The sequence below is a fragment of the Roseomonas mucosa ATCC BAA-692 genome (assembly GCF_000622225.1).
In the GTDB taxonomy this organism is placed as follows: Bacteria; Pseudomonadota; Alphaproteobacteria; order Acetobacterales; family Acetobacteraceae; genus Roseomonas; species Roseomonas mucosa.
This window is the reverse complement of sequence record NZ_JHWD01000008.1, coordinates 177,200-194,785: the sequence shown is the minus strand read 5'-3', so window position 1 is coordinate 194,785 and position 17,586 is coordinate 177,200. Positions and strand designations below refer to the sequence as shown.

15 protein-coding genes are annotated in these 17,586 nt (G+C 71.4%); 9 read left to right on the top strand and 6 right to left on the bottom strand.

Annotated features, from left to right (window positions below; genetic code table 11):
• Positions 1-25: 25 nt before the first annotated feature.
• From BT98_RS24020 to BT98_RS0110720, 3 genes are all read right to left on the bottom strand, one after another.
• Positions 26-424, bottom strand: a complete 399-nt coding sequence (locus BT98_RS24020) for a hypothetical protein (RefSeq protein WP_019460750.1) — start codon at positions 422-424, stop codon at positions 26-28.
• A gap of 111 nt (positions 425-535) precedes the next feature.
• Positions 536-1,249 carry a ParA family protein gene (locus tag BT98_RS24015; protein ID WP_019460751.1) on the bottom strand — a complete coding sequence of 238 codons (714 nt, stop codon included), beginning with the start codon at positions 1,247-1,249 and terminating at the stop codon, positions 536-538.
• Positions 1,250-1,354: 105 nt separating this feature from the next.
• On the bottom strand, positions 1,355-2,422 hold the full coding sequence (locus tag BT98_RS0110720) for an alpha/beta fold hydrolase (protein ID WP_027297212.1): 1,068 nt from the start codon (positions 2,420-2,422) through the stop codon (positions 1,355-1,357).
• Between the two features lie 350 nt (positions 2,423-2,772).
• Here BT98_RS0110720 and BT98_RS0110715 point away from each other — a divergent pair, with 350 nt between their 5' ends.
• From BT98_RS0110715 to BT98_RS0110685, 7 genes are all read left to right on the top strand, one after another.
• Complete coding sequence (locus BT98_RS0110715; RefSeq protein WP_027297211.1) at positions 2,773-4,428, top strand: amidohydrolase; 1,656 nt, start codon at positions 2,773-2,775, stop codon at positions 4,426-4,428.
• 61 nt (positions 4,429-4,489) lie between these two features.
• The gene (locus BT98_RS0110710) at positions 4,490-5,431 is read left to right on the top strand and encodes an ABC transporter permease (protein ID WP_019460754.1); all 942 of its coding nucleotides are present in this window, start codon (positions 4,490-4,492) and stop codon (positions 5,429-5,431) included.
• On the top strand, positions 5,428-6,339 hold the full coding sequence (locus BT98_RS0110705; protein ID WP_019460755.1) for an ABC transporter permease: 912 nt from the start codon (positions 5,428-5,430) through the stop codon (positions 6,337-6,339). Before BT98_RS0110710 ends, BT98_RS0110705 begins: the two co-directional genes overlap by 4 nt.
• A gap of 35 nt (positions 6,340-6,374) precedes the next feature.
• Positions 6,375-7,979, top strand: a complete 1,605-nt coding sequence (locus tag BT98_RS0110700; RefSeq protein ID WP_019460756.1) for an ABC transporter substrate-binding protein — start codon at positions 6,375-6,377, stop codon at positions 7,977-7,979.
• A gap of 13 nt (positions 7,980-7,992) precedes the next feature.
• Positions 7,993-9,426 carry an amidohydrolase family protein gene (locus BT98_RS0110695; protein ID WP_019460757.1) on the top strand — a complete coding sequence of 478 codons (1,434 nt, stop codon included), beginning with the start codon at positions 7,993-7,995 and terminating at the stop codon, positions 9,424-9,426.
• Positions 9,427-9,435: 9 nt separating this feature from the next.
• Complete coding sequence (locus BT98_RS0110690) at positions 9,436-10,446, top strand: ABC transporter ATP-binding protein (protein ID WP_019460758.1); 1,011 nt, start codon at positions 9,436-9,438, stop codon at positions 10,444-10,446.
• Positions 10,443-11,534 carry an ABC transporter ATP-binding protein gene (locus BT98_RS0110685; RefSeq protein ID WP_019460759.1) on the top strand — a complete coding sequence of 364 codons (1,092 nt, stop codon included), beginning with the start codon at positions 10,443-10,445 and terminating at the stop codon, positions 11,532-11,534. The genes BT98_RS0110690 and BT98_RS0110685 overlap by 4 nt, the downstream gene beginning before the upstream one ends.
• Before the next feature lie 167 nt (positions 11,535-11,701).
• Here the strand turns inward: BT98_RS0110685 and BT98_RS0110675 are convergent, their stop codons facing one another.
• Positions 11,702-12,334, bottom strand: a complete 633-nt coding sequence (locus BT98_RS0110675; protein ID WP_019460761.1) for a glutathione S-transferase family protein — start codon at positions 12,332-12,334, stop codon at positions 11,702-11,704.
• A 165-nt stretch (positions 12,335-12,499) separates the two neighbouring features.
• On the opposite strand from BT98_RS0110675, the gene BT98_RS0110670 reads away from it, so the two are divergent.
• Both BT98_RS0110670 and BT98_RS0110665 read left to right on the top strand, forming a co-directional pair.
• Positions 12,500-12,958 (top strand): DUF3237 domain-containing protein, encoded by a 459-nt coding sequence (locus tag BT98_RS0110670; RefSeq protein ID WP_019460762.1) that lies wholly within the window; start codon positions 12,500-12,502, stop codon positions 12,956-12,958.
• Positions 12,959-13,069: 111 nt separating this feature from the next.
• A complete protein-coding gene (locus BT98_RS0110665) occupies positions 13,070-14,359 on the top strand; it encodes an MFS transporter (RefSeq protein ID WP_019460763.1) in 1,290 nt (429 codons plus the stop codon).
• 126 nt (positions 14,360-14,485) lie between these two features.
• On the opposite strand, the gene BT98_RS0110660 is transcribed toward BT98_RS0110665, so the two are convergent.
• Both BT98_RS0110660 and BT98_RS24010 read right to left on the bottom strand, forming a co-directional pair.
• Positions 14,486-14,752: a hypothetical protein gene (locus BT98_RS0110660; protein WP_019460764.1), complete on the bottom strand. Its 267-nt coding sequence runs from the start codon at positions 14,750-14,752 to the stop codon at positions 14,486-14,488.
• 63 nt (positions 14,753-14,815) lie between these two features.
• Entirely contained in the window at positions 14,816-17,566 is a 2,751-nt protein-coding gene (locus BT98_RS24010) for a [protein-PII] uridylyltransferase (protein ID WP_019460765.1), read from the bottom strand.
• Positions 17,567-17,586: the final 20 nt, after the last annotated feature.

Genomic DNA, 17,586 nt, shown 5'->3' with positions numbered 1-17,586 from the left:
CGGCCAGGGAAAGCCGCTGCCCGGATCAGCCGGGGTTGCGGGCCTGCCAGTCGGCGAAGATGCGTTCGAGCAGGTCGACCTTCTTGCAGTCCTGTGCCGCGGCGGCGCGCTTGAAGGCCCTCCGGAACTCCGCGGTGACGCGGAAGTTGAGCGGCTCGGTGCGTTCCTTGGAAGGCTTCGCGGGCTTGCTCTTGCCCTTCCTCGGGGCCTCGGGAGCCGGTTCGGCGGGCGGTTCCGCGATGGGTCTGGCGGTCTTGGCCGGCTTTGCGGTCTTCGCGGAGGCGGGCGGGGTATCGCCCAGGGCGCCGAGCACGCTGTTCTGCGGCGGCGGCGCGCCCTTGGTGCCGCGGCGCCGCGGCGGTGTGGCGGCCCGGGTTTCGGGGGCCTGGGTTTCGGGGGCGGAGGGCTGGTCTGATTCGGGCATGCTCTGTTCCAGGATTCCGGAGCCCTGCCGGGCGGGAGGGCTGGCGGGGCGGCTTTCACGGCTGGCCAAGGCCCGGCCCCTCCCGCCGTGATGAGGAAAGGGCTGGGGGTCTCAGTGCTTCTGCTTCGCCCCGGGCTTCTGCTTCGCCTGGGGCTTCTGCTTCGCCTCGGGAGGCGGCCCGGCGGGGGCGCGGCTGGTGACGAAGGCAACGGCGTCCCGGGCGAAGGCTTCGGCCTTGTGCCGCAGCGAGGCGTGCGTGACCTCGGTGGCGGCGCGGCCCTCGTCATGCGCGCGGCGGTAGCCGGCCTTTTCCGGCCAGGCATGCGGCAGGCAGTGATAGCCGGCCTCGCGCACATAGAGCGCCGCCTCCTCGATCTCGCTCGCGGAATCGCCGGCGCGGCAGAGGGCGATGGCGATGCGTTCCGCCGGGATGCCCTGGCCGAGCAGTTCGTGCGCCAGCCGCACGGTCGGCAGCAGGTCGTCCACCGCCAGTCCGGAGGGGATCAGCAGCGCATCGGCGGCGTGGGCGAGTTCCAGCGTCTGGGCATCGGCGAAGCCGCGCGCATCGAGCACGAGGCAATCGGCGAGATCGCGGCGCGCGGCGCGCAGGGCCGGCTCCAGCCCGTCGAAGCATTCCGCCCGCACCACCGGCTTCCGCCCCGAGGCGGCGCGGCGGCGCGCCCATTCGACGGAGGTGGCCTGCAGCACGTCCAGGTCGGCGAGCAGCACGCTGCGGCCCTGGGCGGCCAGTTCCCGCGCCAGCAGGCGGGCCAGCGACGACTTCGCCACCCCCCCTTTCTGCGACACGCAGCCCACGACGAGCATGATGGCCCGGACCCTCCGCCCTGCCCGGGCCACGGCGGTCCGGTGAGTGCCGATTTTGCGTGCAATCGTGCAATCGTGCAAGCATGTCCGGGGGCGGCGCGGCGTTCAGTCCAGCCAGAGCCGCACGGCCTCCCGCAGGAAGGCGGTGCCGGCGGCGTTGCCGGCGGGATTGCCGGCGCGGTGGCCGTGGATGCCCGGGATGGGGAGGAGCTTCGCGTCGCGCAGATGCGGCAGCTCCGCCTCGTTGTCGGCGACGCGGAAATACAGGTCCGTCGCGCCGGGCATCAGCAGGACGCGCGCCCGGATCGCCGCCAGGGCGCGGGGCAGGTCGCCTCCGTGGAGCGGGTTGTCGCTGATGTCGCCGGCATCCCAGCAACGCAGCTGCGCCAGCAGGTCGGCGGCGGGCTTCGCGTCGTAGCGTGTCTCCCAGCCGCGCAGATAGGCGGCGAGATCGGGCGTTTCCGGCGAAAGGTGCAGGCCGGCGCGGTAGAAGTCCTGGCTCAGCGCCCAGCCGGCATAGATCCGCCCGAAGGCGCGCTTGGCCAGGGCGGGCTCGGCGGCGAAGCGGCCCTCCCCCCGGTGTTCCGGCGCGGCCTCCAGCACCGCCATCAGCCCGCGCAGGAAGACCTGGTTGTGCGCCGCGGTGCGGGCGCTGCCGCAGTTGATCACCACGCGCTCCACCGCCTCGGGGAAGCAGGCGGCCCAGTGGTAGGCCTGCTGCGCGCCCATCGACCAGCCATAGGCGGCGTGCAGCCTGTCGATGCCGAAGACGTCGCGCAGCAGCTGCCGCTGTGCCTGCACATTGTCCCAGGCGGTGACGAGCGGCGGATAGTCCGCCGTGTTCGAGGGCGAGGAGGAGATCCCGTTGCCGAACATGTCGACCTGCACGACGAACCAGCGCGTGGGATCGAGCACGCCGTCCGGCCCGATCAGCCATTCCAGTTCCGGATGCCGTGCGCCGTAGCTGGTGGGATAGAGCACGGCGTTGTCGCGCGCGGGCGAGAGCGTGCCATGCGTCTTCCAGCCGAGCATCGCATCGGCGATCGCGCCGCCATGCAGCATCCGGCGCGTGCCGAGGCGGATGCGCCCGCTGGCCGTGGGCCAGCCGGGAGGCCGGGTGGCGGGACGGCCGGGGGACGGTGCCTGCTCCGGGCGCATGTTCTTCGTGGCCATCCATCGCCCTTTCCACCGGCAGGGAGATGTGAAAGGCGAATGCGGGGACGGTCAAGCGGAAGGCCATGCCGCCGCTTCTGCCGCGGGCGAGGCGTGCTGCCGCCTGTGCAAACAGCCATGCCCAAGGATGAAGCAAGGCGGCAACGCGCGCTGCGCCGCGGCATGGGAAGCACCCATTCGGTGTGTTGACGCGCTCGGTATACCGGATGACAGTCTGCACGCTTCCGCATGGGGGAAGCCAGGTGGCGAATGCCACGCTGGCCGGTTTCGGCCATACCGAATCCGCGCGAGCCCATGCGCGCCACGGGACGATGGCGGGAAGCGGCAGGATGTTTGCTGGGGGCGGAAGCATGGGCGGCGATCTTCTTCTGACGGGCGGGCGGATCTTCCGCGGGCTGGCGCAGGGGAACACGGGTGGCTTCGCCGAGGCGCTGCTGCTGCGCGACGGCAAGGTCGCGGCGGTCGGCACGCGGACGGATGTCGAGGGTGCCGCCGCGCCGGGCACGCGGCGTGTCGATCTCGCAGGCCGTGCGGCGATCCCCGCCTTCAACGAGGCGCACATGCACCTGCTGCCCTATGGCCTCGGCCTGGTGCAGGCGAACCTGCGGCCGGATGACGGCGTGAAGACGCTGGACGAGCTGCTGTCCCGCCTCCGTGCCGCCGCGGCGCACACGCCAAAGGGCGAATGGGTGGTCGGGCGCGGCTATGACCATCTCGTGCTCGATGTCGGGCGGCATCCGACGGCGGAGGAACTGCAGGCCGCCGCGCCGGAGCATCCCGTCTACATCGTGCGCACCTGCGGCCATATGGGCGTGGCCTCCACCGCCGCGCTGAAGCGCGCGGGGATCGGCCACAACACGCCCGACCCGCAGGGCGGCGCCATCGAGCGGAAGGGCGGCGCGCTGACCGGGCTGTTGCAGGAACGCGCGCAGGGGCTGCTGAAGCAGGCGATCCCCGAGCCCTCCGAGGACATGATGGTGGCGGCGATCGAGCGCGCCGGGCGCGACCTCGCCGCGCGCGGCTTCGCCTCGGCCAGCGACATGAATGTCGGCATGACCGCCGGCATGGCGGAGATCGCCGCCTATCGCCGCGCGCTCGCCGAGGGGCGGCTGATGCAGCGCATGTGGCAGGTGCTGGCGGGCAATCCCGAGGGCATCGCGGCGGAGGCCTGGGAGGCCGGGCTGCGGCCCGACCACAGGCACGACATGCTGGCCTGGGGCGCGGTGAAGACCTTCGCCGACGGCTCGGCGGGCGGGCTGACCGCGGCCTTCTTCGAGCCCTATCTCGCCTCCGCCGGCGGAGGCACCGGCATCCTCTGCTTTTCCGAGGCGGAGCAGCACGCGCTGCTGGCGAAGTACCACCGCCAGGGCTGGCAGCTCGACATCCATGCCATCGGCGATGCGGCGATCGAGCAGATCCTCTCCGGCATGGAGGCCGCCGACACGCCGGACATGCCGGTGCCTGGCCGGCGCCATCGCATCGAGCATTGCGGCTTCCTGAACGCGGACCAGCGGCGGCGCATGAAGGCGCGCGGCATCATCCCGGTGCCGCAGCCGACCTTCATCTACGAGTTCGGCGAGGTCTATCTGAAGGTTCTGGGCATGGAGCGTTCCGCCGCCTCCTATCCCATGCGCACCTGGCTCGACGAAGGGCACAACCCGCCCGGTTCCTCCGACAGCCCGGTCTGCACCGTCGATCCCTTCGTCGGCCTCTATCCCATGCTGACGCGCCAGACGGTGAAGGGCACGGTGATCGGCCCCGACCAGCGCCTCACCATCGAGGAGGCGGTCCACTGCTACACTTGGTGCGGCGCGCATTCGCAGTTCGCCGAGGACCGGCGCGGCACGCTGGAAGTGGGGATGCAGGCCGACGTGGCGGTGCTGTCCGCCGACATCTTCGCGCTGGAGCCCGAGGCGGTGCGGGAGGTGAAGGCCGACCTGACGCTGCGCGGCGGCGAGGCGATCTTCGACCGGCACGGCGCGCTGATGGCCGAGGCGGCCCAGTGAGGGGCAGCGCAGTGAGGGGCGGCCCAGTGAGGGGCCGGCCGGGCGATAGCGGGGCCGGCTGATGCTCCGGCACGCGCTGCAACGGCTGCTGCTGGCCATTCCCGTCCTGGTCGGCGTGCTGCTGGTCGGCTTCCTGCTGATGCAGGTGGTGCCGACCGATCCCGCCACGGTGCGGGCCGGCCCGACCGCCACACCGGAGGTGATCGCCGCGATCCGGCAGGACCTGGGCCTGGACAAGCCGCTCTGGTGGCAGTTCGGCGCCTATGTCGGGCGGCTGGCGCAGGGCGACCTGGGCGTTTCCATCATCAACAACATGCCGGTGACGCAGGAGCTGGGCGACACGATCGGCCCGACGCTGGAGCTGATGTTCGCCTGCCTGGTCTGGTCCATCCCGCTCGGCATCGCCATGGGCACGGCGGCCGCCTACTGGCGCGGCACGCTGTTCGACCGGACGGTGATGGCCTTTGCCGTGGCCTGCGCCACGCTGCCGGTCTTCTTTATCGGGCTGATGCTGATCTGGGTGGTGGGCTTCCAGTGGCAGCTCCTGCCCTTCACCGGGCGGGGCGGGCCGCTCTGGACGATGGACGGGCTGCTGGCCATCGCCATGCCCGCCATCACCCTGGGCATGGCCTTCGTCGGGCCGGTGGCGCGGATGACGCGTACGGCGGTGCTGGACGTGATGGGGGCGGAACACGTCCGCACCGCCCGGGCCAAGGGGCTCGGCGAGTTCGCGGTGGTGATGCGGCACGGGCTGCGCAACGCGCTGATCCCCATCGTGACGCTGATCGGGCTGCAGATCGGCTTCCTGCTCGGCGGCGCGGTGGTGACGGAGACGGTATTCTCCTGGCCCGGCGTCGGGCGGCTGGCGGTCGGCGCCATCCTGTCCTCCGACTTTCCCATGGCGCAGGGGACGATCCTGGTGCTCTCCCTCGGCTTCATCCTGATCAACCTCGCCGTGGACGTGCTCTACGTCGCGCTCGACCCGCGGATGCGCGCGGCATGAGCGCCGTCCTGCCCGAGGCGGCCATCAAGGTCGCCGAGCCGGAGCTCGCCGCCATCGACGCCCATGTGGCGCGCGGCCCCGGCCTGTTCCGCCGCCTGCTGCGCGATCCGGTCGGCGCCGCCGCGCTGGTGCTGGTGGTGCTGCTGGTCGGTGCCGCGGTGCTGGCGCCCTGGCTCGCGCCGACCGATCCCTATGACAACGACCTGTCGCTCGCGATGCAGCCGCCGGGCGCGGCACCCGGCCTCTGGCTGGGGGCGGACGCGCAGGGGCGCAACATGGTCACGCGCCTGCTCTACGGCTTGCGGATGAGCCTGCTGATGGGCCTGGCCTCGGTCGTGCTGGGCGGGGTGACGGGAATGGTGGTGGGCTTCGCCGCCGCCTTCTGGCGCCGCATCGACGGGTTGCTGATGCGGCTGATGGACGTGCTGCTGTCCTTTCCCGCCATCCTCTTCGGCCTGGCGCTGGCGGCGATCTTCGGGCCGGGCATCTGGGCCGTGGTGCTGGCGCTGTCGGTCGCGACCGTGCCGCTGATGGCGCGCATCACGCGCGGCGCGGCGCTGGGCGTGATGCAGCAGGACTACATCGAGGCGGCGCGGGCCACGGGCATGTCCGATACGCGGCTGATCCTGCGGCATCTCGCGCCCAACTGCCTGTCGCCGATCTTCGTCTTCACCACGCTGCGCTTCGGGCAGGTGATCCTGCTCGGCGCCGCGCTGTCCTTTCTCGGCCTGGGGGCGCAGCCGCCGCTGGCGGAGCTGGGCGCCATGGCGAGCGAGGGGCGGAACTTCCTGTTCTTCGCGCCGCATATCGCGGTGATCCCCTGTGTCCTGATCTTCCTGGTCGGGCTGGGCTTCAACATCCTGGGCGATGCGCTGCGCGACGCGCTCGATCCCCGGCTGCGCCGCTGACACCCCTTTCCACCTTGTTTCCGGGAGTTCCCAGCATGCGTCCGACCCTCCGCGCCGCGCTTCTCGGAAGCGCCTTCGCCCTTTCGGCCCTGATGCCCGTGGCGGGGGCCTGGGCGCAGGCCGCGCCGCGCGACACGCTGGTGGCGCTGCGCGAGATCGACGCCGACAACTACGACCCGGCGCGCACCACCTCGCAGTCGGCGGGCTGGGCCATCTACATGATGGCCGACACGCTGGTCTCCATGGACTGGGACCAGAAGACGGTGAAGCCGGGCCTCGCCGAAAGCTGGACGGTCAGCCCGGACGGCAAGCTCTACACCTTCAAGCTGAAGCAGGGCGTGAAGTTCTGCGACGGCAAGCCGATGACGGCGAAGGACGTGGTCTATTCCATCAACCGCTGGATCGACCCGGCCACGCGCAGCCCCTCGAAGTGGCGCGCCGGGCAGGTGAAGGAGGTCCGTGCCGTCGATGACCACACCGTCGAGTACGAGCTGAAGGAGCCCTTCTCCGAGCTGCTGACCCAGCTCACCATGTATTTCGGCTCCGTCGTCGATCAGGCGACGGTGGAGAAGCTCGGGCAGAATTTCGGCGTGCAGGGCTTCAACGGCACCGGCCCCTATTGCTGGGGGAGCTGGACGCCGCGGCAGGACCTCGTCCTGAACAGGCATGAGGGCTACAACTGGGGCCCGCCGATCTACAGGAACCCCAGCCCGCAGATCGGCAAGGTGATCTGGCGCGTGATCCCGGAGGCCAATACCCGCCTCGCCGCCTTGCAGACCGGGCAGGCCGATGTGGTGCAGGAGATCCCCTTCTTCGCGCTGGAAGGGCTGAAGAAGATCCCGACCGTGAAGCTGCAGCAGCAGCCGGTCTATTTCTGGGACTACTTCGTCGGCTTCAAGGTGGACAAGCCGGTGGTCAGCGACCCGGTGATCCGCAAGGCCATCAACATGGCGGTGGACCGCGGCCCGATCGCCAAGGCCGTCTTCTTCTCCGCCGGCGAGCCCGCCAACACCCTGCTGAACCCCAAGGTGCAGGATTTCGACCCTGACGCGGCGAAGCTGCAGCCCTCCTTCGATGTCGATGGCGCGCGCAGGCTGCTGGACGAGGACGGGTGGAAGGCCGGTTCCGACGGCATCCGCGAGAAGAACGGGCAGCGCGCGAGCTTCCTGCTCTACGGCATCCAGAACGGCACCAACAACAGCATGATGCAGGCGATGCAGGCCGATCTGCGCCGCATCGGCATCGAGATGAAGATCCAGCTCTGGGACGCCACCGTGGCCTGGGGCAAGCTGGCGACGCAGGAATTCGACGCCTTCACCATGTCCTATCCCTATCTCTCGGCGACGGACGCGCTGTCCCTCTATTTCCCCAGCGCCAACCGTCCGACGCCGAACCGGATGAACTGGGTGAACGAGGAGACCGACAGGAACCTGCTCGGCGCCCGCACCGCCACCGACCCGGCCAACCGCGCCAAGCTGATCGGCGAGGTGCAGGAGCAGATCACCGCGGCCAATGTCTGGGTGCCGTTGGTGCGCCAGCAGCTCTGGCTCGCCACCTCGCAGCGCGTGGATGGCGCGCGGCCGCACGGCGTCTATGGCGCGGCCCTGTACAAGGGCCTCGACATCAGGCTGACACGCTGAGGAGCATCCGGGCATGGCCGTCACGCTGATCCGCAACGCCGATGTCGTCCTGGCCTGGGACGAGGCCGCGAAGACCCATGCCTACCTGACCGGCGGCGACGTCGCCTTCGAGGGCGGCGCGCTGCGCTTCGTCGGCCGGGGCTATGACGGGCCGGCGGAGGAGGTGATCGACGGGGCGGGGCTGATGGTCATGCCCGGCCTCGTCAACATCCACACGCACCCGTCCAGCGAGCCGATGAACAAGGGGCTGCTGGACGAGATCGGCTCGCCCGGCCTCTACAACTCCTCGCTCTACGAGTTCATGCCGATCTTCCGCGCGGGCGAGGATGCGGTGCCCGACTGCGCCCGCGTGGCGCTGAGCGAGCTGCTGCTGTCCGGCGTCACCACCGTGGCCGACCTGTCCGTGCCCTATGACGGATGGCTCGACCTGCTGGCGGAAAGCGGGCTGCGCGCCGTCGTGGCACCGATGTTCCGCTCCGCCCGCTGGTACACGAAGAACGGCCATGTGGTGGAGTACGAGTGGGACGAGGCGGGTGGCGAGAAGGCCATGGCGGAGGCGCTGCGCCTGGTGGACCGCGCCGCGCAGCATGAATGCGGCCGCCTGTCCGGCATGGTGATCCCGGCGCAGATCGACACCGTCTCGCCCGGGCTGATGCGGGAAAGCCAGCAGGAGGCGAAGGCCCGCGGCCTGCCCTGGCAGATCCATGCCGCGCAGTCGGTGGTGGAGTTCCACGAAATCACCCGCCGCCACGGGCTGACGCCGATCGGCTGGCTCGACAGCATGGGGCTGCTGAACGGGCGCGCCATCATCGGCCATGGCATCTTCCTCGACGACCATCCCTCGACGCGCTGGCACACGGACACCGACCTGAAGCGGCTGGCGGAGACGGGCACCAGCGTGGCGCATTGCCCGACCGTCTTCGCGCGGCGCGGCATCACCATGAAGAACTTCGGCCGCTACCGCCGTGCCGGGGTGAATATGGGCCTGGGCACCGACACCTATCCGCACAACATGCTCGACGAGATCCGGCTGGCCGCCTATCTCGCCCGCACCCAGGCGACCGACCCGCGCGCCGTCACCACGCAGGAGCTGTTCGAGGCCGCCACCACCGGCGGGGCGAAGGCGCTGGGGCGGGAGGATATCGGCCGCCTCGCCCCCGGCTGCCGGGCCGATTTCGTGCTGGTGGACGTCACCCACCCGCTGATGCAGCCGCGCCGCGACCCCCTGCGCTCCCTGGTCTATGCGGCCTCCGAGCGTGCGCTGCGCGCCGTCTACGTGGACGGGACCTGCGCCGTGCGCGACGGCAAGGTGCTGACCATGGATTTCGCCGGGGCCGCCGAACGGCTGAACGAGGCGCAGAAGCGCGTGGTGGCCGAGGCCCCCGGGCGCGACTGGGCGCACCGGCCGGTGGAGCAGATCTCCCCGCCAACCTTCCGCTGGTCCTGAGGAATCCGCATGCCCAGGGAAGAATCCCAGGACCTTCTTCGCATCGAGGGGCTGCGCACCAGCTTCCGCACCGGCCAGGGGCTGGTCTCGCCCGTGGACGGGGTGGACCTCGCCGTGCCGCGTGGCCGCACGCTCGGCATCGTGGGGGAGAGCGGCTGCGGCAAGTCGATGCTCTCGCTCTCCATCATGGGCCTCGTGCCGCCGCCGGGGCGGATCGGCGCCGGGAAGATCCTGCTGGAGGGCAGGGACCTCGCCGCGCTCTCCCAGTCCGAGATGCGGAAGATCCGGGGCGGGGAGATCGCCATGATCTTCCAGGACCCGATGACCTCGCTGAACCCGGTGCACAGCGTCGGCAGGCAGATCACCGAGGCGATGCGCGTGCATGACCGCACGGCCTCGGACCGCGCGCTGCGCGACGCCGCCATCGCGGCGCTGCGCCAGGTCCGCATCCCGGCGCCGGAACGGCGCTTCGAGCAGTATCCGCACGAGCTGTCGGGCGGGATGCGGCAGCGGGTGATGATCGCCATGGCGCTGGCCTGCCGCCCGCGCCTGCTGATCGCCGACGAGCCGACCACCGCGCTCGACGTCACGGTGCAGGCGCAGATCCTCGACCTGCTGCGGAACCTTCAGGCCGAGACGGGGATGTCGATCATCCTGATCACCCACGACCTGGGCGTCGTCGCGGAAATGGCCGACGAGGTGGCGGTGATGTATGCCGGGCGGGTAGTGGAGCGCTGTTCCGCCGCGAGCCTGTTCAACGACCCGCAGCACCCCTACAGCATCGGGCTGCTCGGCAGCGTGCCGCGGCTGGACGAGGAGCGCGACCGGTTGCTCGCCATCGACGGCGCGGTGCCGCCGCCCTTCGCGCTGCCCAAGGGCTGCCGCTTCAACCCGCGCTGCCCCTTCGTGCTGGAGATCTGCCGCAGCGCCGATCCGCCGCTGCGCGACGTGGCGCACCGTCACCATGCCGCCTGCCTGCGCGCGCCGCTCGACGCGCTCGCCACGGAACTGGCGGCATGACCGCGCCGCTGCTGGAGGTTTCGGGCCTCGCCAAGCACTATCCCATCCGCAAGGGCATCGTGCTCGCCCGCCAGATCGGCGCCGTCCGCGCCGTGGATGGCGTCGGATTCCGCCTGAACCGGGGCGAGACCCTGGCGCTGGTGGGGGAATCCGGCTGCGGCAAGTCCACCACCGCGCGGCTGGTGATGCGGCTGATCGAGCCCAGCGCCGGCACGATCCGCTTCGACGGCCAGGATGTCACGACGGCCTCCGGCACCGCGCTGCGGGCGCTGCGCCGGCGGATGCAGATCGTGTTCCAGGACCCTTTCGCCAGCCTCAACCCGCGCCTGACCGTGGGCGACGCCATCGCCGAGCCGATGGCGGTGCACGACATGGGCAACGGCGCCGCACGGCAGGCGCGGGTGCAGGAGCTGCTCTCGCTGGTCGGGCTGCGGCCCTTCCATGCCGGGCGCTACCCGCATGAATTCTCCGGCGGGCAGCGGCAGCGCATCGGCATCGCCCGGGCCCTTTCCGTGCGGCCAGACCTGCTGGTCTGCGACGAACCCGTCTCGGCGCTCGACGTCTCGATCCAGGCGCAGGTGGTGAACCTGCTGAAGGACCTCCAGGCGCGCTTCGGGCTGAGCTATCTCTTCATCGCGCACGACCTGGCGGTGGTGAAGCACATGGCCGACCGCGTGGCGGTGATGTATCTCGGCCGCATCGTCGAGGTCGCCGAGAAGCGCGCCCTCTTCGCCGCGCCGCGCCACCCCTATACGCGGGCGCTGCTGTCCGCCATCCCGCGCCCCGACCCGGCTCTGCGCGGCTCGGTCACGCCCCTGGGCGGTGACCTGCCGAGCCCGGCCAACCCGCCCTCCGGCTGCCGCTTCCACACCCGCTGCCCCCATGCCGAAGCGGTCTGCCGGGAGCAGGACCCGGAGCTGCGCGCGCCCACCGGACCGCTGGGGGGCGATCCGGGCCACCTCGCCGCCTGCCATCTCGCGGACCGCCTGCCGCCGGTGGAGAATGTCGCCGAACATGGGTTGGCGCCGAATGCGGCGCGGCGGCTGGCGCTCTACACCGCCGCGCGGGAGATCAGGCTGGCGGGGTGAGGAGCCCGCCCGGAGGATCGGATCAGGGCGTCCCCTTTTCCTGCCCCAGCGGCGGGAATACCGCGACCACCGGCTGGACTGGATGATCCGTTCCGGCGGCATCGAGGTCGTGCTGGCCGGGCTGCGCGACAACAACATCCGCTTCTCCTGGCCGGAATAGCCGCGGCTCAGCGCTTCGGCGGATCGAAGACCTGCACGACGCCCGCGAAGGCATCCAGTGCCTCGCAACGCGCCGCATGGGCCGCCAGGCTGGGCCACGCGCCGCCGTCGCCATGGATCGCCGGATGCGCCTCGGCGAGGAAGCGCAGCGCGCAGCCCAGGGCGATATCGGCATGGCCCGGTGCCACGCCGTTCCAGAAGGGCGCGGGCTCGCGCGCCCGCTCCGCCTCCAGTACCGCGAGCACGTCGCGGATCTGCGCCTCGCAGCGCGCCACCCAGCGTTCCGAGACCGTCTCGTGCAGGATGCGTTCGTAGATCAGGCTGACCATCTTGTCGCAGAGGCCGGTGGCCAGGGCGCAGAGGCGCAGCATGCGCCGCCGTTCCGCGCCGGAGGCGTGGATCAGCCGCGTGTCCGGCGATGCCTGTTCGTCTAGGTGGTCCAGGATCGCGCCGCTCTCGATCAGCGCCTCGCCATCGTCGAGCAGCAGCACGGGGACGCGGCGCAGCGGGTTGATGGCGGCCAGCCGCTCCGCATCGCCGAAGGTGGACCAGGGCTGGTGCTCGTAGCCCAGCCGGTAGAGGCGCAGGGCCACCGCCACGCGGCGGACGAAGGGCGAATCGTACTGGCCGATCAGGATCATTCGGATGGTCTCCCTTGCCGGGCCTGCCAGGGCGCATCCTTGCCCCTGAGCGGCGTGGGCGCCAAGTGCCGGCCTTGGGGGGGCACCCCGGTTCTCGCGTCTTGTGGATCGGGCCGGGCGGGCGGATGACGGCGGGACGGAAACATCCCCTGCGAGGACAGGACCATGACGCCACCCGCCCTGAACCATGTCGCCGATATCGCGGTGGAGGTGGGGGAGCCCATCGCCGTGGGCGAGACCGGCGAGGGGCTGCGCCGGGTCGTGCCGATCTTGGGCGGCTCGGTCCGGGGGCCACGCCTGTCCGGCCGCATCCTGCCGGCGGGGGCGGATTTCCAGGTGATCAGGGCGGACGGCTACACCACGCTGGAGGCCCGCTATGTGGTGGAACTGGATGACGGGGCGCTCGTCTATGTCGTGAACACCGGCGTGCGGCATGGCCCGCCCGAGGTCATGGCCCGCATCACGCGGGGCGAGCCGGTGCCACCGGAGCAGGTCTATTTCCGCACGGCGCCACGCTTCGAGACCGCCGCCGCGGCGCATGCCTGGCTGACCCGGCCTCTCTTCCTGGCCACCGGCATCCGCCGGCCGGATCGGGTGGAACTCGCGGTCTTCGTGGTGGAGTAGCCACCAGCCGCATCCCGCTGACGCTCCGGATGCGGGCGCAACGGGCGGAAGGCGGGGCGGGCGCTCCGCCGCCTAGGGTCCCTCTCCGTCATCCAGGAGATCACGGGACCCGTGCCAGATCATCGCCCAAGCCATGACCCCGGCCATGGCCCGGACCAGCGTTCCGGCCCCCTGCCCGCCGGCTTCCGGCGCCTCGCCCTGTCCAGCCTTCCGGCCCAGTTCTCCGAACAGATCGCCCTGTCCGCCGCGCCGCTCGCCGCCGTGCTGCTGCTGGGGGCGGGAGCGACACAGACCGGGCTGCTCCAGGCCGCACAGACATTGCCCTTCCTGTTGCTGTCGCTGCCCGCCGGGGTACTGGCGGACCGTACCTCCCGCCGTTGCCTCATGCTGGGGGCGGAGGTGCTGCGCGCGGCCGCGCTGCTCGTCATCCTGCTCCTGCTGCTCGGTGGGGCGCTGACCCTGCCCTGGCTGGCGGTGCTGGGCTTCCTGGGGGCCGCCGGCACGGTGGCCTACAGCGTCGCCGCACCGGCCCTGGTGCCGTCCCTGGTGCCGGCCGGCAGGTTGGCCATGGCCAACCGCTGGCTGGAACTGACGCGCAGCACCGCCTTTGCCGCCGGTCCCGCCCTGGGCGGCGCGGTGGTAGGCTGGGCCGGGGCGGCGCCGGCCTATGCCCTGGCCACGGCGCTGTCGTTGCTGGCGGCACTGCTGCTCCGCGGTCTGCCGGACGGCACGGGGCAGGGCAGGGGCCAGCGGAAACGGCGCCATCCCCTGGCCGAGCTACGAGAGGGGGCAGGCTTCGTGCTGTCGCATTCGCTGCTGCGCCCGGTGCTGGTCACGGCGACGCTGTTCAACACCGCCTGGTTCCTGCTCCAGGCCGTCTATGTGGTTTATGCGGTGGAACGGCTCGGGCTGGGGGCCGGGGGAGTCGGCCTGACCCTGGGCCTCTATGGGCTAGGCATGGTGGCGGGTGCCGTGGTCGCGCCCCGGCTGATGCACAGGCTGACCTTCGGGGCGACCATCGCCCTGGGGCCATTGGGGGCGCTGCTGGCCTCGCTGCTGATGCTGGCGACCCTGGCCTGCCCGCCGGGCACCTGGCCCGGCGCCGCGCTGGCGGGGATGTCCTGCCTGCTTTTCGGCGCGGGGCCGATCCTCTGGACCATCGCCACCACCACCCTGCGGCAATCCGTCACGCCACCCGGGCTGCTGGGCCGGGTCTCGGCCACGATCGTGACGGCGACCTTCGGCGCCCGTCCGCTTGGCGCGGCACTGGGGGCCCTGCTGGCGAGCCAGGGCGGCATGGAAGCCTGTCTCTGGGCTTCGTCGCTGGGTTTCGCCGCGCAGTTCCTGGTGCTGTCACGCTCGCCGGTGCCGCGCCTTGCCCGTCAGCCCGACATGGCCTGACACGGACAGGAGCCCGGTCCGGCTCTGGGCGAGAGGCGCTGCCTCTCGCCCAGGGGTAAAGCCCGATCCAGGTTCCGGTGAACGAGGGGGCTATGGCAAGGCCCGGCCGGGGCCTTCGCCCCGCGATCAGTCCTTCCCGCCCGGGGAATCCTTCTGACCCTCGCCGGCCGTGTCCTGGCGGACGCCGATATTCACCGGGCCGCTGCTCTTCTCGCCCGGCTTCCCGGCGACCGAATCCTCCGTCTCGCGCTCGTAGTCGGCTGGGTTCACGCCCTTGCTCTTCGGGTCGTGCTGTTCGTCATTGGGGTCGTGCGGCCCGACATTGGACGGGCGCGCGGTCTTGGTGCCGCCGCCCCAGTTCTTGAATTCCTCGCTCAGGGTCTCTTCGGCCATGGATGAAGCCTCCTCAAAGGAGGACAACGCCGGGCGGGGGTGCGGGTTGTGGGGGAGGGGGCATCAGGAAGCGGCGCCCACCACCGCCACGGGGCCTTCCGCGATCCGCTCCGCCACCGGGGAGAGAGCGCCCAGCAGAGCGGAACGCAGCGAGGCCAGCTTGCGCTCGTTCTCCACCTTCAGGCCGAACACGTCCTTCACGTAGAAGACGTCCACCGCCCGCACGCCATAGGTGGTGATATGGGCCGAGGCGATCTGCAGCCCCTGCTCGCTGATCGCGGTGGTGACGTCGTGCAGCAGGCCGGGCCGGTCGCGCGCGTTCACCTCGATCACGGTGTGGGAGGCGCTGGCGTGGTTGTCCAGCACCACGCGCGGCGGGACGGTCACGGCGCGCAGGCGCGAGGGTTCGCGCCGCACCTTGCGGATCTCGTTCAGCAGGCGGATCTGGCCGGACAGCGCCTGCTCGATGAGGACCGAGAGCCGGGCCAGGCGGTGCGGCGCCTCCAGCATCCCGCCATTGGCGTCCTGCACCCAGAAGGTGTCGAGCGCCATGCCATTGGTCATGGTGTGGATGCGGGCGTCCACGATGCTCGCCCCGCCCAGCGCCAGCGCGCCCGCGACCTGGGCAAAGAGGCCCGGATGGTCGGCGGCATAGACCGTCACCTCGGTCACGGCGCGGGATTCCAGCACGCGGGTACGCACCGTCAGGGGGGCGCCGGTCGCCTCGGCCTCCCGCATCATGGTGGCGTGCCGGGCATGGGTGGCGGCGTCGAAGGAAAGCCAGTAGCCCGGATAACCGGCGCCCAGGAAGCGTTCCACCGCCTCCTTCGGCCATTCGGCGAGCAGCGAGGCGGCGGCCTGCTTGGCCCGGGCCACGCGCACGTCGCGCTCCGGCACGGAAAGCCCGCCGGCCAGAACCTCGGCCACGCGCCAGTAGAGCTCGCGCAGCAGGGTGGCCTTCCAGCCGTTCCAGACCTTGGGGCCCACGGCGCGCATGTCGGCGACGGTGAGCACCAGCAGCAGGCGCAGCCGCTCGGGCGACTGCACCACCTCGGCCAGGTCGAGGATGGTCTTGGGGTCGTCGATGTCGCGCTTGAAGGCGGTCTGGCTGACCAGGAGATGGTTCAGCACCAGCCAGGAGACGGTCTCCGTCTCCTCCGGCGTCAGGCCCAGGCGCGGGCAGATGTCGAGGGCGATGGCGGCGCCGAGCTCGGAATGGTCGCCGCCCCGGCCCTTGGCGATGTCGTGCAGCAGCGTCGCGACATAGAGCGCGCGGCGGGACTGGATCTGCCCGATCAGCTCGGAGGCCACGGGGGCGATGTTGTCCAGCCCGCCCTCGTCGAGCCCGTTGAGGACGCGCAGCGCCTCGATCGTGTGCTCCTCGACCGTATAGACGTGGTAGGTGTCGAACTGCATCAGCCCGACGATGCGCGCCCAGTCCGGCAGGTAGCGGGACAGGAAGCCGACCTCGTTCAGCACGCGGGTCCAGCGGGCGGAATGCGGGCCGGTCAGCAGGTTCAGGAACAGGTCCCCCGCCGCCGGGTCGTCGCGCAGCTTCGAGGCATGCCGGGCCGAGCGGATCAGCGCCCGCTGGGTGAGGGGGTGCAGCTCCAGCCCATGGTCGCGGGCGGCGCAGAGCAGGCGGAGCATGATCGCCGGGTCGGCGGCGATGTCGTGGCCGGCGGCGAAGATCGCCTTGCCGTCCGCCAGCGCCACGCCGGCGGCCGCGAGATCCGGGCTGCCGGCGGGGACCAGCGCCGGCGGCCCCATCGTGGCGCGCTCGATCGCCGGTTCCAGCAGGCGCGACAGGCGCACCACGTCCCGCGCGGTGAGGAAGAAGTGCTTCATGAAGCGCTCCACCCCGTCCTGCTTGCCGTGCCGGGTATAGCCCATGCGGGCGCCCACCACCGGCTGCAGGTCGAAGGTCAGGCGTTCCTCGGCACGGCCGGTGACGTAGTGGAGGTGGAAGCGCACCGTCCAGAGGAAGCTCCAGGCGCGGCGGAAGGCGCGGGCCTCGTCGGCCGTGAGCAGGCCGCCGCCCGGGCTGTCCTTGCCGACGAGCTGCCACATCTTCTGCGTGCCGAAGGCATAGCTGGCGAACCAGTACATGGTCTGGAGGTCGCGCAGGCCCCCGCGCCCCTCCTTGATATGAGGCTCCACCAGATAGGGGCTGTCGCCGTAGCGCTTGTGGCGCTGCTGCCGCTCCGTCCGCTTGGCGGCGAAGAACTGGCCGATGCCCCATTCCCGCCGGGCCGTGGCGAAGCCCTCGGCGAACTCGGCGAAGATCGGCTGCTCGCCGGACAGGAAGCGGGCCTCCAGCAGCGCCGTCTGCACCGTGGCGTCGGCGCGCGCATCCTCCAGGCATTCGGCGATGGAACGGGTGGCGTGGCCGACCTTCAGCCCCAGGTCCCAGAGCAGGTAGAGCATGAACTCCACCATCCGCTGCCCGCTGGCGCCCAGCGGCTGGCGGGAGACGAAGAGCAGGTCGATGTCGCTGAAGGGCGCCAGCACGCCGCGGCCATAGCCTCCGGTGGCGGCCAGGGCGAAGGCGGGCTCGCCCTCCGCCTGTCCCACCACGGCGAGACTGTAGTCGTGGATCGAGCGGATCAGCCCGTCCATCAGCGCGCCGAGGCGGCGGCCGGCGATCAGCCCGGGCAGGGCGCCCGCCTCGAACTCCTCCTGCACGCTGGACTGCACCCGGCCGAGGCGGCGGCGCAGCAGCAGCAGCGCGGCGTCGCGGGGAACGGGAGTGCGCGCCTCCATCCCGCCGCCGGAGCCCGCCGGGGGAAGCAGAGCATCGATCAGGGCCTGCATGTCCTCAGGGGAGCAGGCTG

Bases quoted from the DNA above. Each gene is read 5' to 3' on its own strand.
- BT98_RS0110660 (WP_019460764.1), bottom strand. From the start codon at position 14,752: ATGGCCGAAGAGACCCTGAGCGAGGAATTCAAGAACTGGGGCGGCGGC.
- BT98_RS0110705 (WP_019460755.1), top strand. From the start codon at position 5,428: ATGAGCGCCGTCCTGCCCGAGGCGGCCATCAAGGTCGCCGAGCCGGAG.
- BT98_RS24015 (WP_019460751.1), bottom strand. From the start codon at position 1,249: ATGCTCGTCGTGGGCTGCGTGTCGCAGAAAGGGGGGGTGGCGAAGTCG.
- BT98_RS0110670 (WP_019460762.1), top strand. From the start codon at position 12,500: ATGACGCCACCCGCCCTGAACCATGTCGCCGATATCGCGGTGGAGGTG.
- BT98_RS0110700 (WP_019460756.1), top strand. From the start codon at position 6,375: ATGCGTCCGACCCTCCGCGCCGCGCTTCTCGGAAGCGCCTTCGCCCTT.
- BT98_RS0110675 (WP_019460761.1), bottom strand. From the start codon at position 12,334: ATGATCCTGATCGGCCAGTACGATTCGCCCTTCGTCCGCCGCGTGGCG.
- BT98_RS0110710 (WP_019460754.1), top strand. From the start codon at position 4,490: ATGCTCCGGCACGCGCTGCAACGGCTGCTGCTGGCCATTCCCGTCCTG.
- BT98_RS0110715 (WP_027297211.1), top strand. From the start codon at position 2,773: ATGGGCGGCGATCTTCTTCTGACGGGCGGGCGGATCTTCCGCGGGCTG.
- BT98_RS0110695 (WP_019460757.1), top strand. From the start codon at position 7,993: ATGGCCGTCACGCTGATCCGCAACGCCGATGTCGTCCTGGCCTGGGAC.
- BT98_RS24010 (WP_019460765.1), bottom strand. From the start codon at position 17,566: ATGCAGGCCCTGATCGATGCTCTGCTTCCCCCGGCGGGCTCCGGCGGC.
- BT98_RS24020 (WP_019460750.1), bottom strand. From the start codon at position 424: ATGCCCGAATCAGACCAGCCCTCCGCCCCCGAAACCCAGGCCCCCGAA.
- BT98_RS0110720 (WP_027297212.1), bottom strand. From the start codon at position 2,422: ATGGCCACGAAGAACATGCGCCCGGAGCAGGCACCGTCCCCCGGCCGT.
- BT98_RS0110685 (WP_019460759.1), top strand. From the start codon at position 10,443: ATGACCGCGCCGCTGCTGGAGGTTTCGGGCCTCGCCAAGCACTATCCC.
- BT98_RS0110690 (WP_019460758.1), top strand. From the start codon at position 9,436: ATGCCCAGGGAAGAATCCCAGGACCTTCTTCGCATCGAGGGGCTGCGC.